The following is a 16,133-nucleotide window of genomic DNA, read 5'->3' on the forward strand; positions in this document are numbered from 1 at the left end:
ATGCGGGCGTCGGGGTATTTGGTGTCGGTGTCGTCCCACATGTAGAAGTCGCCGTAGGGCCCGTCGGGGTCGGTACGTGACGCCTGGAACCAGGGGTGCTGATCAGAGGTGTGATTCATCACCAAGTCGGCGATCACGCGAATACCACGCGCGTGGGCTTCCTCGATCAACTCCACGAAGTCGCCGAGGTCACCGAAATCGGGCAACACCTTTGTGTATTCCGCGATGTCGTAGCCGCCGTCGCGGAGGGGTGACTGGTAGATGGGCAGGAGCCACAGGCAGTCGATGCCGAGCCATTGCAGGTGGTCGAGTTTGGAGATGAGGCCGCGCAGGTCGCCGTACCCGTCGTTGTTGGAGTCGGCGTAGCCGCGGACCGACACCTCGTAGAACACCGCCGTCTTGAACCAGTGCGGATCACGCGGCGTTTCGGGGCTGAACGCGTCCGGGAGCGGCTCGGACGAGGCCGGGACGGCATCGGGCGGAATCTCGGGAACGGGCTCTTCCCCCGAGACCGCGCCCGGTACGGGATCTGGCGTGGCGGATTCTCGTGGCTCGTGGGGTTCGCTCAAATCTCTCCACTCCCCACTGTGAAGACGTGCGCGGGTTTGGTGTGCGGGTCGAGACGGACGTAGTTGGAGCGGGTCCAGGTGTAGGTGGCGCCGTCGAGTTGGTCGGTGACGGTGTAGGCGTTGTCGGGGTCGTCGGGCAGCCCGAGGGCACGCAGATCCAAGTGCACGGTGGCCTCGCGGGCCTGATGCGGGTTGAGGTTCACCACCGCCAGGACGACGTCGTCCAAATGCCGTTTGGAGAAGGCGACCAGTTCGGGCTGGTCGACATAGTGGAAATGCGGATTGCGGAGTTCTTGCAGGGCCGGGTGGCTGTTCCGCAAGGTGTTGAGGAGCGTGAGGAGCGGCGCGATGGTGGTCCCGGCGAGATCGGCGCCGTCCCAGTCGCGGGGCCGATACTGGTATTTCTCCGAGTCGCGGTATTCCTCGCTGCCGGGCCGCACCGGGATGTTCTCGCACAGCTCGTACCCGGAGTAGACGCCCCAGGACGGCGACAGCAGCGCGGCCAGCACCGCCCGAATCTTGAACGCCGCCCGTCCGCCATGCTGGAGGTACTCGGACAGGATGTCGGGGGTGTTGACGAAGCAGTTCGGCCGCATGTACGCCGCCGCCGAACCGGCCAACTCGGTGAAGTAGTCCCGGACCTCGTCGGCGGTATTACGCCAGGTGAAGTACGTGTACGACTGGTGGAACCCGATCTTGGCCAGCGTGTGCATCATCGCCGGTCGCGTGAACGCCTCGGCCAGAAACAACACATCGGGGTCGCTGTCGTTGATGTCGGCCAGCAGCCGTTCCCAGAACGCCACAGGCTTGGTGTGCGGGTTGTCGACGCGGAAGATGCGGACGCCGTGGTTCATCCAGTGGTGGATGACGCGGCGGACCTCCGTGTACAGGCCGTCTGGGTCGTTGTCGAAGTTGAGGGGGTAGATGTCCTGGTATTTCTTGGGTGGGTTTTCGGCGTAGGCGATGGTGTCGTCGGCGCGGGTGGTGAACCATTCGGGGTGGTCGGTGACCCAGGGGTGGTCGGGGGAGCATTGCAGGGCCAGGTCCAGGGCGATTTCCATGCCGTGGTCGGCGGCGTGTGCGACGAGGGCGTCGAAGTCGTCCAGGGTCCCCAGCTCGGGGTGGATCGCGTCGTGCCCGCCCTCGTCCGACCCGATCGCCCACGGCGATCCGGGGTCATAAGGCCCGGCGTCCAGGGTGTTGTTGGGGCCTTTGCGGAACGAGATCCCGATGGGATGGATCGGCGGCAGGTACACCACGTCGAAGCCCATGGCGGCGATGGCGGGGAGTCGTTTCATGGCGGTGCGGAAGGTGCCGGAGACCGGCCCGCGGCGGCCCATCGGGTCGATGGTCGCGCCCTCGGAGCGGGGGAAGAATTCGTACCAGGCGCCGTACAGGGCGCGTTGCCGGTGGACGACCAGGGGATACCAGTCACTGACCGTCACCAACTCCCGCACCGGATGGCAGTGCAGAATGTTCTGAATGTCCGGGTCGGTCACCGCGTCCATCCGGTCGGCGACCGGGACGGTCGGGTCCCCGAGCCGCTTCGCCAGCCGCTCCACGGTGGGCCGATCCTTGCCGGGTACGGCCTCGGCCGCGCGCCGGAACAGCAGTGATCCCTCGGTGAGCATGAGTTCGACGTCCTGCCCGCGCGGCACCTTGATCAGCGCGTCCTCCCACCAGTGCGTGATCGGATCACCCCACGCCTCCACCCGAAACGACCACGCCCCCACCCCCGTCGGCGTCACCCGACCCGACCACCGGTCCAACCCCGCCCCGACCTCGGTCATCGGCTGACCCGGCAACTCCTCGCCCTCGGGCGTCCGCACCACCACCGCCGCACCCAACCGTTCATGACCCTCACGAAACACCGTCGCCGACACCTCGACCGTCTCGCCCACCACCGCCTTGGCGGGCCACCGGCCGCACCCCACCACCGGCGCCACGTCCAGGATCGGAATGCGACCGAGCCGCGGGCTGCCTATATCTCTGGACGTCCCGGACTCGACGTGCATGTGCCGTCCCTACCCGTGCGAAACTTCCAAAACGTCCATGCGCGGGAACGGGAGGCGCAAAGTGCCTCCCCCCTTGTCGCGCCACCCGGCCTCACCACATAGCGTGACCATGTGAAGGCAATCCGACGTTTCACGGTCCGCACCGTCCTCCCGGAGCAGCTTCGGCAGTTGGAGGAGCTGGTCCTCAACCTGCGCTGGTCCTGGCACCACGAGACGCTCGACCTGTTCCGCGCCGTGGATCCGGCGCTGTGGAAGGCCGTCCACCACGACCCGGTCCGGCTGCTCGGCGAGGTCGCGCCGGACCGGCTGGCGCGCCTCGCGAAGGACCGGCGATTTCTGCGCCGCCTCCAGGACACCGTCGACGACCTGCGCGAATACCTGACCGCTCCCCGCTGGTACCAGTCGCGGTCCGAGGTCCCTTCGTCGATCGCCTACTTCTCGCCCGAGTACGGCATCGCCGCCGCGCTGCCGCAGTACTCCGGCGGGCTCGGCATCCTCGCGGGCGACCATCTGAAGACGGCCAGTGACCTCGGCGTTCCGATCATCGCGGTCGGGCTGCTCTACCGGCACGGCTATTTCTCGCAGTCGCTGTCGCCGGACGGCTGGCAGCTGGAGCGCTACCCGCCTATCGACCCGAACGGGCTGCCCCTGACGCTGCTGCGCGAGCCGGACGGGTCACCGGTCCGCGTCAGCGTCGGCCTGCCGAAGGGCCGCGGGCTGCACGCGCAGGTGTGGATCGCGCGGGTCGGACGCGTCCCGCAACTACTGCTCGACTCCGACGTGGAGGAGAACGACCGGTCCGCGCGGGACGTCACCGACCGGCTCTACGGTGGTGGCGGCGACCACCGGTTGCTCCAGGAGATGTTGCTCGGCATCGGTGGCGTCCGCGCCATCCGCCGGTACTGCCGCATCTCCGGGCACCCGGAGCCGGAGGTGTTCCACACCAACGAGGGCCACGCCGGGTTCCTCGGCCTGGAACGCATCCGCGAACTGGTCGCCGGTGAGGGCCTGACGTTCGACGAGGCCTTGGAGGCGACCCGCGCCGGGACGGTCTTCACCACGCACACGCCCGTCCCCGCCGGAATCGACCGTTTCCCCCGCGACCTGGTCGGACGGTACTTCGGCGGCGTCGGCGAGGAGGAGGCGGTCCCCGTCGAACGGATCCTCGCGCTCGGCACCGAGGACTACCCCGGCGGCGACCGCACCGTGTTCAACATGGCCGTGATGGGGATGCGGCTGGGACAGCGCGTCAACGGCGTCAGCGAACTGCACGGACGGGTCAGCCGCGAGATGTTCGGCGGGCTGTGGGGCGGGTTCGACACCGCCGAGGTCCCCGTCGGGTCGATCACCAACGGGGTGCACGCGGGCACCTGGGTGGCGCGGGAGATCCTGGAGCTCGCCGCGCGGGAGCTGCCGTCGATCATCGAGTCCGGGCAGGGCTGGGAGGAGATCCGGGCCCGTCCGGGCACCGAGCTGTGGCGGATCCGCGGCAAACTGCGGCGGCGGCTCGTGCTGGAGGCGCGGCGCAGGCTCCGCGAGTCGTGGCGGCAGCGCGGCGCGAGCGAGGCGGAGACCTCCTGGATCGACCGGGCCCTCGACCCGGACGTGCTGACGATCGGGTTCGCGCGGCGCGTCCCGTCCTACAAGCGGCTCACGCTGATGACCAGCGACCCGGACCGGCTCCGCGCGATCCTGCTGAACCCCGAACGCCCCGTGCAGATCGTGATCGCCGGAAAGGCGCACCCGGCGGATGAGGGTGGCAAACGCCTCATCCAGGACATCGTGCGGTTCACCGGGGAGGAGGACGTCCGGCACCGGATCGTGTTCCTGCCCGACTACGACATGGCGCTCGGCCAGCTCATGGTGCAGGGCTGCGACGTGTGGATGAACAACCCGCTGCGCCCGCTGGAGGCGTGCGGCACGTCCGGGATGAAGGCGGCGCTGAACGGCGCGCTGAACCTGTCGATCCGCGACGGCTGGTGGGACGAGTGGTACGACGGCCAGAACGGCTGGGCGATCCCGTCCGCCGACGGCCTCGCCGCCCCCGACCGGCGCGACGAGCTGGAGGCCGCCGCGCTGTACGAGCTGATCGAGGACCACGTGGCCGTCACGTTCTACGACCGCGACTCGGCCGGGCTGCCGCGCCGCTGGCTGGAGATGGTCAAGCACACCGTCGCCACCCTCGGTCCGAAAGTGCTGGCGTCCCGGATGATGCGCGACTACGTCGAGAAGCTGTACACGCCCGCCGCCGTGTCCGAGCGCGCCATGGTCGCCGACGACTACGCCGGTGCCCGCGCGCTGGCCGCGTGGAAACAGCGGGTCAGGAAGGCATGGCCGGACGTGACCGTCGAGCACGTCGAGTCGAACGGGGCGGAGAGCCCGCAGGTGGGGGCGCGCCTCTCGGTCCGGGTCGTCGCCGACCTCGGCGGCCTGGGCCCGGACGACGTCGCCGTCGAGGTTGTCTATGGCCGCGTGGACGAGGCCGACGCGCTGGTCGACCAGTCCTACCTGGAACTGGTGGACGGCGAACGGTTGGAGAACGGGCGGGTGCGCTATGTCGGCGACGTCCCGCTGTCCCGCAGCGGCGCGTTCGGATACAGCGTCCGCGTCGTCCCGAGCCACCCGATGCTGTCGGGCCGCGCCGAGATGGGCCTGATCGCGCTACCACCCGCCCCGCACGGCATGACGAACGGCGACCTCCGCTAGCCCCGCGCCAGGCCGAAGGCCCGGTGCGCGGTCGCGAACGCCGGGCGGCGCACGGTCCGCCGTGCGAGGAAGCGGTGGTCGTCAGGCGGGCGGCCAGTTTCGCAGGGCCGCGTCGGCCACCCGCTGGAGTTCGTCGCGGCCGGCGCCGCCCGCGGCCTGGACGGCGATGCCGTTCGCCACGGTCATGATGTACCGGGCGAGCAGCCCCGGATCGGTGTCCGGGGGCAGGTCGCCCTCGTCGACGGCCCGCTGGAACCGGTCGCGGAGGCGGAAGCGGCCGTCGTCGCGCCAGGCGGTCAGGGTGTCGCGGGCCGGTCGACCGGCGGCACCGGCGGCCAGGGCTCCCTGGACGCCCAGGCATCCGGTGGGGTACCCGGGCCGGGTGGTGGTCCGGACCGCGCCGCTGAGGACCGCGGCGGCGACGTCCCGAGCGGTCGACTCCAGCAGGGCATGGGCGACGTAGACGGCGAAGCCCTCGGTGTAGCGGCCCAGGGCCTTGCGGAACAGTTCCTCCTTGTTCCCGAAGGCCGCGTACATGCTGGTGCGAGTGATGCCCATGGCGCTGGTCAGGTCGGTGAGGGTGGCCCCTTCGTAGCCCTGTTCCCAGAAGACCAGCAGGGCACGTTCGAGCGCCTCGTCGGTGTCGAACCCTCTCGGTCGGCCGATCGGCGCCTTCTCCCTCTTGCCCACGCATCTGAGCCTACCTCTTCCGTACCGATCGGTCTTGAAGTGCGCTACGGTTTCTTTCTGTACTGGTCGATACTGAAGTTCTCGGAGGTCATTCGCATGGGACAGCTGGAAGGTAAGACCGCCGTCGTCACCGGCGGCGGCACCGGGATCGGCCGGGCCAGCGCCGTACGGCTCGCCGCCGAAGGAGCACATGTGTTCGTCACCGGGCGGCGCGAGACCGAGCTCGCCGCCGCCGTCGAGGCCATCGGCTCGGCCACCGCGGTCCCGGGTGACATCTCCGACCCGGCCGACTTGGACCGCCTGTACGACGCGGTCCGCACCCGCGGCCGGGGCCTGGACGTGCTGTTCGCCAACGCGGCCACGGCATCATTCGTGAGGCTGGAGCAGACCACCGAGGAGCACTTCGACGAGACGTTCGGCGTCAACACCCGAGGCACACTGTTCACTGTCCAGAAGGCGTTGCCGCTGCTCAACGAGGGCGCCTCGGTGATCCTGAACGCATCCACCGCCGCCGACAACGGCGCCGCGGCGTTCGGGACGTACGCGGCGTCCAAGGCGGCCGTCCGTTCCTTCGCGCGGACCTGGGCCAACGAACTCAAGGACCGTGGCGTCCGGGTCAACGCGATCTCGCCGGGCCCGATCGACACGCCCGGGATCACCGGCCTGGTCGGCGAGGGGCAGGCGGACGCCTTCAGGGCGAGCCTCGTCGCGGGGGTCCCGATCGGCCGGATGGGACGCCCGGACGAGGTCGCCGCCGTCGTGGCCTTCCTGGCCTCTGACCAGAGCAGCTACGTCATCGGCGCCAACCTGTACGTCGACGGCGGCGAGAACCAGATCTGACCTCACCGCCTGGCGCTTCGCGCTTCCAGAGCACCGATCACCTGCCCGCGTCTCACCCGGTCACCTCGAACCAGACCGTCGTCCGCCCCGCCACTCCCGTGAACGAGCCCCACCCGTCAGCCAACCCGTCCACGACCATCAGGCCGCGCCCGCACTCGGCCGACCCTTCCCGCTGCTCCGGGATCATCGGTCGCGTCCGCGCCCCGCCGTCGTCCTGGATCTCCACGCGCATCCGCCCGGACGAACCGGCTCGGCCTTGGCGTCCAGGTAAAGCACCGACCCCCGCCCAAGCCCACGCAAGGCCCACATGAGCTGGACGAGAAAGTTGAACCGCTCACCCGTCACGTCCCGATGCCCGGATCCCGACGACGGAGGGTTCGATAGATTGCTCACAGGTCCGACTCCTTTTCAGTCGGGCTGAGGCCCCTGGCCGGTGCTGCTGACACCGACCCGGGGCCGTTTCTCATTTCCCTGCGCCACGTGAGCATCCGGTGGCACACTGTGTGCAACAGCATGCACTAGGATACAACTCTGTGCAATGCTGCCCATGAAATCCTGCCCACAGGAGGAAGATCTTGACGCACAGGCAAGATCGGAGCCACAGCCCGATCCTCCGTTCCCGAAGGCTCGCGCTGGAGCTGACCAGGCGCCGCGAGGCTGCCGGTATGAGCCGAGATGAGGTGACCCGCCGCCTGGAATGGGCGAACTCGACGCTCTTTCGCATTGAGACCGCCCGTACCAGGCCGCTACCCCGAAGCGTCCGGGAGATGCTCGACCTCTACGGTGTCACCGGCGCAGAGAAGGAAGGACTCATCCAACTCGCGAGGGAGGCCCGGAAGAGGTCCGCGCCGGGCGTTACGACAGGTAGCCGCGCTTGCGCTCGGTGTCACGGTGATGCCCCACCGCGCGGCGGCGGGTCGACCGAGGTCGTCCCACCAGTGGTGGGCGGCTTCCACCTCGTCCCAAAGACTCCGGTCGCCGTGCTGGCGAACCTCGAAGGTCTCTCGTGACCGACGACTACGCGGTGCTGCTGGCCGCCCGTTTCGTCTGCGGCCCTGGCCTATGCGGGGTACTGAGCGGTAGCGGCGGTCACCGCGATCAGTCTGGTCGCCCCGGACCGTGCGGCGCGCGCCTCGGGGGTCGTCGTCAGCGGGCTCGGTCTGGCGATGATCGCCGGTGGCCCGGCGGGCGCGCTGCTCAGCTACTTCACGGGCTGGCGGGGCGGCTTCTGGGGCCTCCCGGGCTCATATATGGTACGTATATGGTACGGTAAACCTGTACCATATAAAGGGAGTGAGTCCAGTATGGCCATCAGTGCCAGCGAGGCGCGCTCGCGTCTGTTCCCCCTCATCCAGCAGGTCAACGACGACCACGACCCCGTACGGATCACCTCCAGGGGCGGCGATGCCGTCCTGATGTCGGCCGAGGACTACGACTCCTGGCAGGAGACGATCTACTTGTTGCGTTCGCCGGCCAACGCCCAGCGCCTCATGGAGGCCATCGCCCGGGACAAGGAAAGCCGTCCGGCGATCACGAAGACCATGGAAGAGCTGGAATCCCTGGCCGGTGAGGTGTGAGGAGTGTCCATTTCGATCCTGACGCCTGGGAGGATTTCCTGTTCTGGCTTGGTGCGGATCGGAGAATGGCGAAGCGGATCACCCGGTTAATCGGTGAGATCCAGCGCGACCCCTTCGCGGGTATCGGGAAGCCCGAGCCGCTGAAAGGTGACCTGTCGGGGTACTGGTCCCGCAGGATCGATGACGAGCATCGTTTGGTGTACCGGGCGGACGAGAAGGAAGTGAAGATTCTCAAGGCCCGCTACCGCTACGAACGTAATTGAACCCTGCGGGATCAGCGTGGGGGCGGAGGTCGCTGCGTTCCGCGTGGGCGGACTGCGGGCTGTCTACCAGCAACGCCATCCGTAGAGGTCTGGTCTGCCTTCGCTGACCGGTTGTGGTTGGTCAGCGTTGGGTGGACCGAGGTCACGTCGTAGGGGTGGCGGGGCCAGGTGGGTCTTCCGGGTGGGTGGCGGGAAGGCCGTAGAGGACGGACGTCCACGCGTTCGTGAGGGTGTCGACGAGCGTCTCCTCGTCGTCGAACGGGGGGACCTCGGCGGCGGCGAGGTAGTAGAGCCGTTCGCCGAGCCAGGTCAGTGAGGCGGCGACGGGGCGGATGTCCTCGTCGCGGAGCCGTTCGCGGACCTGCGGGTCGGACCGGACGCGGTCGGCGGCGGCGTCGGTGAACAGGTTCATCTGTTCGAGCCACAGGGCGCGGAGGCCCTCGTCGGAGGCCCAACTCTCCACGATCGCCATGAGGACGCCCGCGTTGGCGCGCCACAGCCGGGCGCCGTCCCGCACACCGGAACGAAGCGCGGCGAGCGGGTCGTCTTCGTGGTCGATCCAGGGTCGTGCCGCCTGCTGCCCCTGCGCGACGGCCTCGCGCACCAGCTCGCCGAGGACCGCCTGCTTGCTGGGGAAATAGAAGTAGAAGCTGGCCCGGGAGACCTCGGCGGCGGTCAGGATGTCGGCCACGCTGAGGGTGTCGAAGCGCCGCTCGCGCAGCAGGTCGCGCGTCGCGGCCAGGATCCGCTTCCGCAGGTCGGCGGAGGTGGACGACGCGTCTGATCGGCGGGCGGATCGCGCGGTGCGCTTGGGCGGCATGCGGGCATAGTACCGACGCCATGTACGGACACCCTGTCTATACATGACGTCCAGACAAGCTGTATGGTCTTGGACATGGCACACATGGCGATTCATCTGGTGGTCACCGACCCGGTTCGGGCCGCCGCCTGGTACACCGAGGCGCTGGGCGCGCAGGAGACGAACCGCATCACGCTTCCCGACGGCCGCACGCTGACCGTGGAGCTTTCGCTCGACGGCACGGTCCTGGCGGTGGCGGGCGAGATGCCCGCGCTGGGCATGCGTTCACCGGCCAGCTTCGGCGGCACGTCCGCGGCGCTGCATGTGTCCGTTCCCGACGCCGACGCGGCCTGGGCACGGGCGCTTCAGGCGGGAGCCGAGGTCTTCGAACCGCTGCACGACGCCTTCTGGGGCGACCGCACCGGCCAGATACTGGACCCGTTCGGGCATCGCTGGGCCTTGGACCAGCATGTGCGGGACGTGCCGCACGATGAGGTCGTCGCCCAGGCCGCGGAGTTGTTCAGCGAGACGTCGACAGCCTGAGACGTCCGCGCTCAGTCCTGTCGGGGGCTGGGCCTGGCGCGGACGTGCATGCGTTCGCCCTGGCGGCCGAACAGGTTGAGGACCTCGACGGGGGAGTCGCCCGCCGGGCCGAACCAGTGCGGCAGCCGGGTGTCGAACTCGGCGGCCTCGTCCGGCCCGAGGACCAAGTCGTGGTCGGCCAGGACGAGCCGCACCTTCCCGGACAGGACGTACATCCACTCGTAGCCCTCGTGCGTGCCCGGCTCCGGCGTGTTCTGGTCGGCCGGGATGATCGACTTCCAGGCCTGGATCGGGCCGGGGTGCGGGGTCAGCGGGATCACCGTGCGGCCGTTGCGGACGCGGGGCTTGGCGCGACCTGGGCCAGCGCGGTGGCGATCGTGGATTCCTCGTCCATCTCCCCATTCCACCTCCGCGTCCCGGAAACGGCAACGGAGGTTGTCGGTCGGCGCCCGGGAACCGCAGCATCGGCCGCGGAGGTGATCGCCATGAACTACGACGTGGTGGTGGTCGGGGCCGGGGCGGCCGGACTGAACGCGGCACTGTTGCTGGGACGAGCCCGCCGCACGGTGGCGGTGCTGGACGCAGGAGAGCCGCGCAACGCGCCCGCCGCGCACATGCACGGATTCCTGTCCCGCGACGGTCTGCCGCCCGAGCGGCTGCTGGAACTCGGCCGCGCCGAGATCGAACGGTACGGCGTCGGGAGCATCCGGGGCCGGGTGGAGCGGATCGACCACGGCGTCGGACGGCGCCGGGCGGCCGTCCGATGAGCGTCGAGACCGAGCCGTCACGCGCGACGGTCACCGGCAGGCTGCCGCTCGGCGTCTACCTGCTCGCGTTCAGCCTGTTCGCGATGGGAAGCGCGGAGTTCCTGCTCGCCGGGGTCCTCCCGGCGATCGCCGACGACCTGGACATCAGCCTGTCCGCCGCCGGGGCGCTGATCTCGGCGTTCGCCGTCGGTGTCGTGGTCGGTGGGCCGCCGCTGGCGATCCTGACGCTGCGGTGGCCGCGCCGCACCACGCTGATCACCACCCAAGCGATCTTCGCCGCCGCGCTGGCGGTCGGCCTCGTGACCGACGACTACGCGACGCTGCTGGTCACCCGGTTCGTCTGCGGCCTCGCCTACGCGGGGTACTGGGCGGTCGCGGCCGTCACCGCGATCAGCCTGGTCGCCCCGGACCGCGCGGCGCGCGCCTCGGGCGTCGTCGTCAGCGGGCTCAGCCTGGCGATGATCGCCGGTGGCCCGGCGGGCGCGCTGCTCAGCTACTTCACCGGCTGGCGCGGAGGATTCTGGGGCGTGGCCGCGCTGACCGCCGTCGGCGCCGTGCTGACCCTGGTCGCGGTGCCGACGACCGGCGGGGACAGGCGGCCCAGCGTGCGGCGCGAGCTCACCACCATGCGGCGGCCGCAGCTGTGGGCCGTCTACGCCGCGACCATCCTGAGCACCGCCGCCTACATGATCTCGTTCAACGGGGCCACCACCGTGTCGGCGTTCCAGCTCGGCATCAGCCTCGTCCCGGCGCTCGCCGGAACCGCACTGAACGCCGGTGCGAGCATCACCGCCGTCTGCTGGATCGGCGCCGCCCTGGCCGTCGCCATGATCCCCACGGTCCTCGCGGACCGGGCGATCGGCCACCGGTGCCGCGCGTGAAGAAGGGCCCGCGTTCCCGCGGGCCCTTCTCGTTGTTCGGTCCTACTCCTGCCACTGCTCGGCGAAGGAGACGCCCGGCTTCGGGCGGCCGATGAGGGCCAGCGGCATGAAGAACCCGATCTGTCCCATCACGGTGATGAGCGTGACGATCTGGTGCGTGTCGTAGTGCTTCGCGACCTCGTCGAACAGGTCGTCGGGGACGCGCTCGCCGGTCGGGTTCGGGGTGTGGACGGCCTCGGCCAGCGCGAGCGCGGCACGCTCGGCCTCGGTGAAGTAGGGCGCCTCCCGCCAGGTGGCGACGGCGTTGAGACGCTCCGGGGTGTCACCGGCCTCACCCAGGATGCGGGCGGTGAAGTAGGTGCTCCCGAGGAGCTGCCCGATGCGCAGGTGCACCAGGGCGGCGGTCGTGCTCGGGATCGCGCCGTCGGCGTTCGCCTTCCCCACGGCCGCCGCGATCTCGTTGAGCACGGGGGCATGTGAGGCGGGGTCGATGATCCGGGGCGACTTGGTCATGGCGATGTTCCTCTCTCCTGCCGTTCAGGTACATCCCCCTGACGAGTCCCGCGCCCCGAATGTAAGACGGTGAACCACCAATGTGGCGGGCATCACTATCGAACCCGTTTCTGTGGACGTCAGTCGGAATCATCGGTGGTGAGGGCCCTGTAGGCGGGAGCGAGGACGTCGTGAAGCGGGCGGCGGCGAACCTTGATGGGCGGCGGCGTCGTCAGCTGGAGCACGAACCCCGGCGGGACGGGCGGCGCGGGCGGACGGTCCCGAAGGTGCCCCAGGCCGGACGGAGGCGTCCAGAAACCGGTGGCCGTCAGGGGCTCGTCATCCATCTCGAAAGGGTCGGGGGTGGTTTCGGTACCGCGTCGCAATGCCGTGAGGAGTTGTTCCTTGCTCCGGCCGTTCCATCGCAGGATGAGGAACGGGTCGTCGTCGAACGCCTCAGCCAACAGGTACAGGACGGCGGCGGAGTGTTTGCACGGGTCGCCCCAGTCGGGACAGTCGCACATCAGATGCAGATCGCCCGCCGACCCCGGAAACAACGAGAGGCCCAGTTCGGCGAAGACCCACTCGATCTCCGGCGGCATTTCCCCGGCGAGCAGCCGGGCCCGGAACACCGCTCGGGACGCCAGTTCCTTCTCCGCCGCTCGCCAGCCGTCGGAGTCGATCGCCTCGATGCCGAGGGCCACCTCGTACGGGACGGGCGCCGTCCCCCGCACCTTCGCGGTCACCTCGTAGGGGTCGACCTTCAGGTCGAAGACATTTCCCTGGCGGGCGTAGGCGCGCCCGCGCTGAAGGCGGCCCTTGTCGGCGAACGACTCGACCAGGTCGATGAACCGGCGCGACCACCATTGGGCGCCGATCGAGCCGCGTTTCGTGCGGGCCCTGATGCCGTCGTCCATCAGTCGCTCACCGCCTCGGGGGACAGGCGCAGGACGTCGCGGAGTTCGGCCACCGACAGTTCGGTCAGCCATTCCTCGCCGGTGCCGACGATGGAGTCGGCGAGCGCCTTCTTGCGTTCGATCATCTCGTCGACGCGCTCCTCCATCGTCCCGACGCAGATGAACTTGCGGACCTGGACGTTGCGCGTCTGCCCGATACGGAACGCGCGGTCGGTCGCCTGATCCTCCACAGCCGGATTCCACCACCGATCGACGTGCACGACATGATTGGCGGCCGTGAGGGTCAACCCCGTCCCGGCGGCCTTGAGAGAAAGCAGAAAAATCGCGGGCTCGTCATCGCTCTGGAAACGCTGAACAAGATCATCGCGCGCCTGCTTCGACGTCCCCCCGTGCAGCCACAGCACAGGACGTTCCAACCGAGCGGCGAGGTAAGGCTGGAGCATCGAGCCGAACTCGGCGTACTGCGTGAAGACAAGCGCCTTCTCACCCTGCTCCAGCACCTCGGCGCAAATCTCTTCGAGCCGTTCGAGCTTTCCGGAACGGCCGGGCAGACGCGAGCCGTCCTTCAACAATTGCGCCGGATGGTTGCACACCTGTTTGAGTTTCGCCATCGTCGCGAGGACGAGGCCGCGCCGCTGCTTCTCGTCCGCCTCGGCGATCTGGGCCAGCATGTCGTCCACGGTCGCCTGGTAGAGGGACGCCTGCTCGGTGGTGAGGTTGCAGTAGACCTTGATCTCCTGCTTCTCCGGCAGATCCGAGATGATCGAGGTGTCGGTCTTGAGGCGGCGAAGCACAAATGGCTGCGTCGCCCGCCTGAGCGCCACCGCCGCCCGCTCGTCACCGTCCCGCTCGATCGGGATCGCGAACCGCTGCCGGAACACGCCGCGCGGCCCGAGCAGCCCCGGATTCGCGAACTCCATGATCGACCACAGCTCGGTCAGATGGTTCTCCACCGGCGTGCCCGTGAGCGCGATCCGGTTGCGCGCCGGGATGCTCCGCACCGCCCTGGCCTGCCGCGTCCCGCTGTTCTTGAGCGCCTGCGCCTCATCGCAGACGACCCGCCCCCACCCGATCCGCGCCAGCATCTCCGCGTCCCGCGTCGCCGTCCCATAGGTGGTCAGCACAAGATCGGCCCCCGCCACCGCCTCAACAAGATCGTCCCCCCGACGCCGCCCCGTCCCGTGATGGACGTAAACGCGCAACTTGGGCGTGAACCGCGCCGCCTCCCGCTGCCAATTCCCCACCAACGACATCGGCAGGATCGCGAGCGTCGGATCGGGCCGGGCGCCGTGCTCTCGCTCGTGGACGAGGAGGGAGAGCACGGAGATCGTCTTCCCCAAGCCCATATCGTCCGCAAGTAGGGCACCTAGCCCCAAACCGTCCATGAAGGTCAGCCAGGCGAGCCCGCGTTCCTGGTAGGGGCGCAGCTCGGCGTCGAGTTCGTCGGGGGTGGGCACGGGGGTGAGGCGGCGGTCGGCCTCGCCGGACAGGAGGTCGCCCAGGGTGCCGCCTGCGTCGACGCTGGTGAGAGGGAGGACGTCGTCGCCCGCGTGGACGACCGCGCGGATCGCCTCGGCGGCGGTCATCCGGCCGCGCCGGGGGTGGCGGAGGAAGTCGAGGGCGGCTTCCAGTTGTTCTTCGTCGAGTTCGACCCAACGGTCGCGCAGGCGGACGAGCGGCGTCTTGAGCCGGGCGAGTTCCTCCAGTTCGGCCTCGTCGATGTCGTCGTCGCCGATCGCGAGGTCCCAGCGGAAGTCGACCATGGCCTTCAGATCGAGGCCCGAGCCCACGGCCGCGCCGGACGACGCCTCGGGGTCGTCGTTGCGCGTCGTCAGTTTGAGGCCGAGCTTCGTCTTGCCCGCCCACTGGGGGAGCAGGACGCCGAACCCCGCGGCGGCAAGCATCGGGGCCGCCTCGCGGAGGAAACGGAACGCGCCTGCCGTGTCGAGTGGCAGTTCACCGGGTGTGGGGCCGTCGAGCGCGGAGGCCAGGTCGGGGAACAGGCGCAGGGCGCGGCCGAGGCCGGTGAGCAGTGTCTCCTCGGCGTTCGCGATCGAGGTGACCTCGCCGCCCCAGACGAGCGCGGCCGGGACGTACAGGCTCGGATCGTCCGTGCCCTGGAGCGCGAACTCCACCCGCCAGGAGTCGGCGTCGGCCTCTGGTTCGGCGAGGCGGAAGCAGACGCGCAGGGGGCCGGACGGGCGGCGCGCGGCGGCGGACCAGGCGTCCAGTTCGGCGATGAGGTCGTCCGGGTCGTCGAGCGGTTCGCGCCCCACCTGCGGGGACGGGCCGGTCAGCGCCAGCACCCACCGTTCGGCGAGCGGAACCCGGTCGACCTCCTTGCGCCGCGACGGCAGCAGCGGATGCGGCACCACCCCGCGCACCGCCGTGTCGACCAGCCCGGACAGGGCCTCGCGCAGCACCTCGGCGGCGGGGCGCCCGCCGTCGGCCGCGCGGCAGGCGGCGGGCATGGCGCGGGCCAGCGCCCGGTACCGGGCCGGGTCGTCGATCACCGGACGCCAGCGGGCCACGAGGTCGCCGTCCTCGCGCAGCAGCGCGGGCAGCACCTGGCCGCGCCCGGTGAGATGGACGGCCTCGCCCGCGAGCAGGCACAGGAAACGCAGGTCGGTGCCGGGGACGACGTCCGCGCTCTCCTCGGCGGCCTGGAGCAGGGCCATGGCGGAGAACGGTTCCAAGACGAGCGCGGGCACCCGCCACGGGCGCAGCTCCGGCTCCCGCGAGACCGGTTCGGGCCCCAGTTCGGCGGACGGCAACGGATGGTCGCCGAGGGTCGGCAGCGTCAACGTCAGCTCGACCCGGAACGCCGAACGGACCAGTGGCTCATACGACGTCCCGCCGAAATCACATGTCGCGAAGGGATGGACGTCCGGTGAGAGCTCGTGCGGACCGGCGCGTTCGGCCCACAGGCAGAGCGCACCGCCATGCCAGGTGGCGTGGGCGACGAGCATGGTCACCGAAGCTACCAGCAGCCTCTGACGTCACGGCTCGCCACGGCCGTCCCGGGGATGGGCGCCGGGTGCCCATCTGACTAGGCTCGTGGCGTTCGTCACCGA

At 69.7% G+C, this 16,133-nt stretch carries 16 protein-coding genes and 1 pseudogene; 8 read left to right on the forward strand and 9 right to left on the reverse strand.

The annotated features are described in order from the left end of the window. Together ABD808_RS09205 and ABD808_RS09210 are read right to left on the reverse strand one after the other, a co-directional pair. A partial coding sequence (locus ABD808_RS09205) for an alpha-amylase family glycosyl hydrolase (protein WP_344895326.1) occupies nucleotides 1-485 on the reverse strand: 485 nt, incomplete at its 3' end. An 80-nt stretch (nucleotides 486-565) separates the two neighbouring features. Continuing rightward, nucleotides 566-2,584, reverse strand: a complete 2,019-nt coding sequence (locus tag ABD808_RS09210; protein WP_344892962.1) for an alpha-1,4-glucan--maltose-1-phosphate maltosyltransferase — start codon at nucleotides 2,582-2,584, stop codon at nucleotides 566-568. A gap of 111 nt (nucleotides 2,585-2,695) precedes the next feature. On the opposite strand from ABD808_RS09210, the gene glgP reads away from it, so the two are divergent. After that, nucleotides 2,696-5,290 (forward strand): alpha-glucan family phosphorylase, encoded by a 2,595-nt coding sequence (gene glgP, locus ABD808_RS09215; protein ID WP_344892967.1) that lies wholly within the window; start codon nucleotides 2,696-2,698, stop codon nucleotides 5,288-5,290. Between the two features lie 81 nt (nucleotides 5,291-5,371). Here the strand turns inward: glgP and ABD808_RS09220 are convergent, their stop codons facing one another. Then, complete coding sequence (locus ABD808_RS09220; protein WP_344892972.1) at nucleotides 5,372-5,980, reverse strand: TetR/AcrR family transcriptional regulator; 609 nt, start codon at nucleotides 5,978-5,980, stop codon at nucleotides 5,372-5,374. Between the two features lie 96 nt (nucleotides 5,981-6,076). On the opposite strand from ABD808_RS09220, the gene ABD808_RS09225 reads away from it, so the two are divergent. Next, nucleotides 6,077-6,820, forward strand: a complete 744-nt coding sequence (locus ABD808_RS09225) for an SDR family NAD(P)-dependent oxidoreductase (RefSeq protein ID WP_344892976.1) — start codon at nucleotides 6,077-6,079, stop codon at nucleotides 6,818-6,820. 52 nt (nucleotides 6,821-6,872) lie between these two features. Here the strand turns inward: ABD808_RS09225 and ABD808_RS09230 are convergent, their stop codons facing one another. Beyond that, on the reverse strand, nucleotides 6,873-7,052 hold the full coding sequence (locus ABD808_RS09230; RefSeq protein WP_344892981.1) for an ATP-binding protein: 180 nt from the start codon (nucleotides 7,050-7,052) through the stop codon (nucleotides 6,873-6,875). A 343-nt stretch (nucleotides 7,053-7,395) separates the two neighbouring features. On the opposite strand from ABD808_RS09230, the gene ABD808_RS09235 reads away from it, so the two are divergent. The 3 genes from ABD808_RS09235 (at nucleotide 7,396) to ABD808_RS09245 (ending at nucleotide 8,660) form a co-directional block, all read left to right on the forward strand. Next, complete coding sequence (locus ABD808_RS09235; protein WP_344892985.1) at nucleotides 7,396-7,830, forward strand: helix-turn-helix domain-containing protein; 435 nt, start codon at nucleotides 7,396-7,398, stop codon at nucleotides 7,828-7,830. Between the two features lie 294 nt (nucleotides 7,831-8,124). After that, a complete protein-coding gene (locus tag ABD808_RS09240) occupies nucleotides 8,125-8,397 on the forward strand; it encodes a type II toxin-antitoxin system Phd/YefM family antitoxin (RefSeq protein WP_344892990.1) in 273 nt (90 codons plus the stop codon). Next, the gene (locus ABD808_RS09245) at nucleotides 8,394-8,660 is read left to right on the forward strand and encodes a Txe/YoeB family addiction module toxin (protein WP_344892993.1); all 267 of its coding nucleotides are present in this window, start codon (nucleotides 8,394-8,396) and stop codon (nucleotides 8,658-8,660) included. The genes ABD808_RS09240 and ABD808_RS09245 overlap by 4 nt, the downstream gene beginning before the upstream one ends. 142 nt (nucleotides 8,661-8,802) lie before the next feature. On the opposite strand, the gene ABD808_RS09250 is transcribed toward ABD808_RS09245, so the two are convergent. Continuing rightward, the gene (locus ABD808_RS09250; RefSeq protein ID WP_344892996.1) at nucleotides 8,803-9,480 is read right to left on the reverse strand and encodes a TetR/AcrR family transcriptional regulator; all 678 of its coding nucleotides are present in this window, start codon (nucleotides 9,478-9,480) and stop codon (nucleotides 8,803-8,805) included. A gap of 75 nt (nucleotides 9,481-9,555) precedes the next feature. Here ABD808_RS09250 and ABD808_RS09255 point away from each other — a divergent pair, with 75 nt between their 5' ends. Further along, nucleotides 9,556-10,002 (forward strand): VOC family protein, encoded by a 447-nt coding sequence (locus ABD808_RS09255; protein ID WP_344892999.1) that lies wholly within the window; start codon nucleotides 9,556-9,558, stop codon nucleotides 10,000-10,002. Nucleotides 10,003-10,013: 11 nt separating this feature from the next. Here the strand turns inward: ABD808_RS09255 and ABD808_RS09260 are convergent. After that, nucleotides 10,014-10,355, reverse strand: a pseudogene (locus ABD808_RS09260) (cupin domain-containing protein); the annotation flags it as partial. A gap of 132 nt (nucleotides 10,356-10,487) precedes the next feature. Here ABD808_RS09260 and ABD808_RS09265 point away from each other — a divergent pair. Further along, nucleotides 10,488-10,769: an FAD-dependent oxidoreductase gene (locus tag ABD808_RS09265; protein WP_425548906.1), complete on the forward strand. Its 282-nt coding sequence runs from the start codon at nucleotides 10,488-10,490 to the stop codon at nucleotides 10,767-10,769. Next, the gene (locus tag ABD808_RS09270; RefSeq protein WP_344893002.1) at nucleotides 10,766-11,650 is read left to right on the forward strand and encodes an MFS transporter; all 885 of its coding nucleotides are present in this window, start codon (nucleotides 10,766-10,768) and stop codon (nucleotides 11,648-11,650) included. Before ABD808_RS09265 ends, ABD808_RS09270 begins: the two co-directional genes overlap by 4 nt. A gap of 42 nt (nucleotides 11,651-11,692) precedes the next feature. Here ABD808_RS09270 and ABD808_RS09275 read toward each other — a convergent pair whose 3' ends face one another. From ABD808_RS09275 to ABD808_RS09285, 3 genes are all read right to left on the reverse strand, one after another. Beyond that, nucleotides 11,693-12,163: a carboxymuconolactone decarboxylase family protein gene (locus tag ABD808_RS09275; RefSeq protein ID WP_344893005.1), complete on the reverse strand. Its 471-nt coding sequence runs from the start codon at nucleotides 12,161-12,163 to the stop codon at nucleotides 11,693-11,695. A 119-nt stretch (nucleotides 12,164-12,282) separates the two neighbouring features. Then, nucleotides 12,283-13,059 (reverse strand): SWIM zinc finger family protein, encoded by a 777-nt coding sequence (locus tag ABD808_RS09280; RefSeq protein WP_344893008.1) that lies wholly within the window; start codon nucleotides 13,057-13,059, stop codon nucleotides 12,283-12,285. Continuing rightward, the gene (locus ABD808_RS09285) at nucleotides 13,059-16,028 is read right to left on the reverse strand and encodes a DEAD/DEAH box helicase (RefSeq protein WP_344893011.1); all 2,970 of its coding nucleotides are present in this window, start codon (nucleotides 16,026-16,028) and stop codon (nucleotides 13,059-13,061) included. Before ABD808_RS09285 ends, ABD808_RS09280 begins: the two co-directional genes overlap by 1 nt. Between the last annotated feature and the right edge of the window lie 105 nt (nucleotides 16,029-16,133).

The sequence above is a fragment of the Actinomadura meridiana genome (assembly GCF_039537545.1).
In the GTDB taxonomy this organism is placed as follows: domain Bacteria; phylum Actinomycetota; class Actinomycetes; order Streptosporangiales; family Streptosporangiaceae; genus Spirillospora; species Spirillospora meridiana.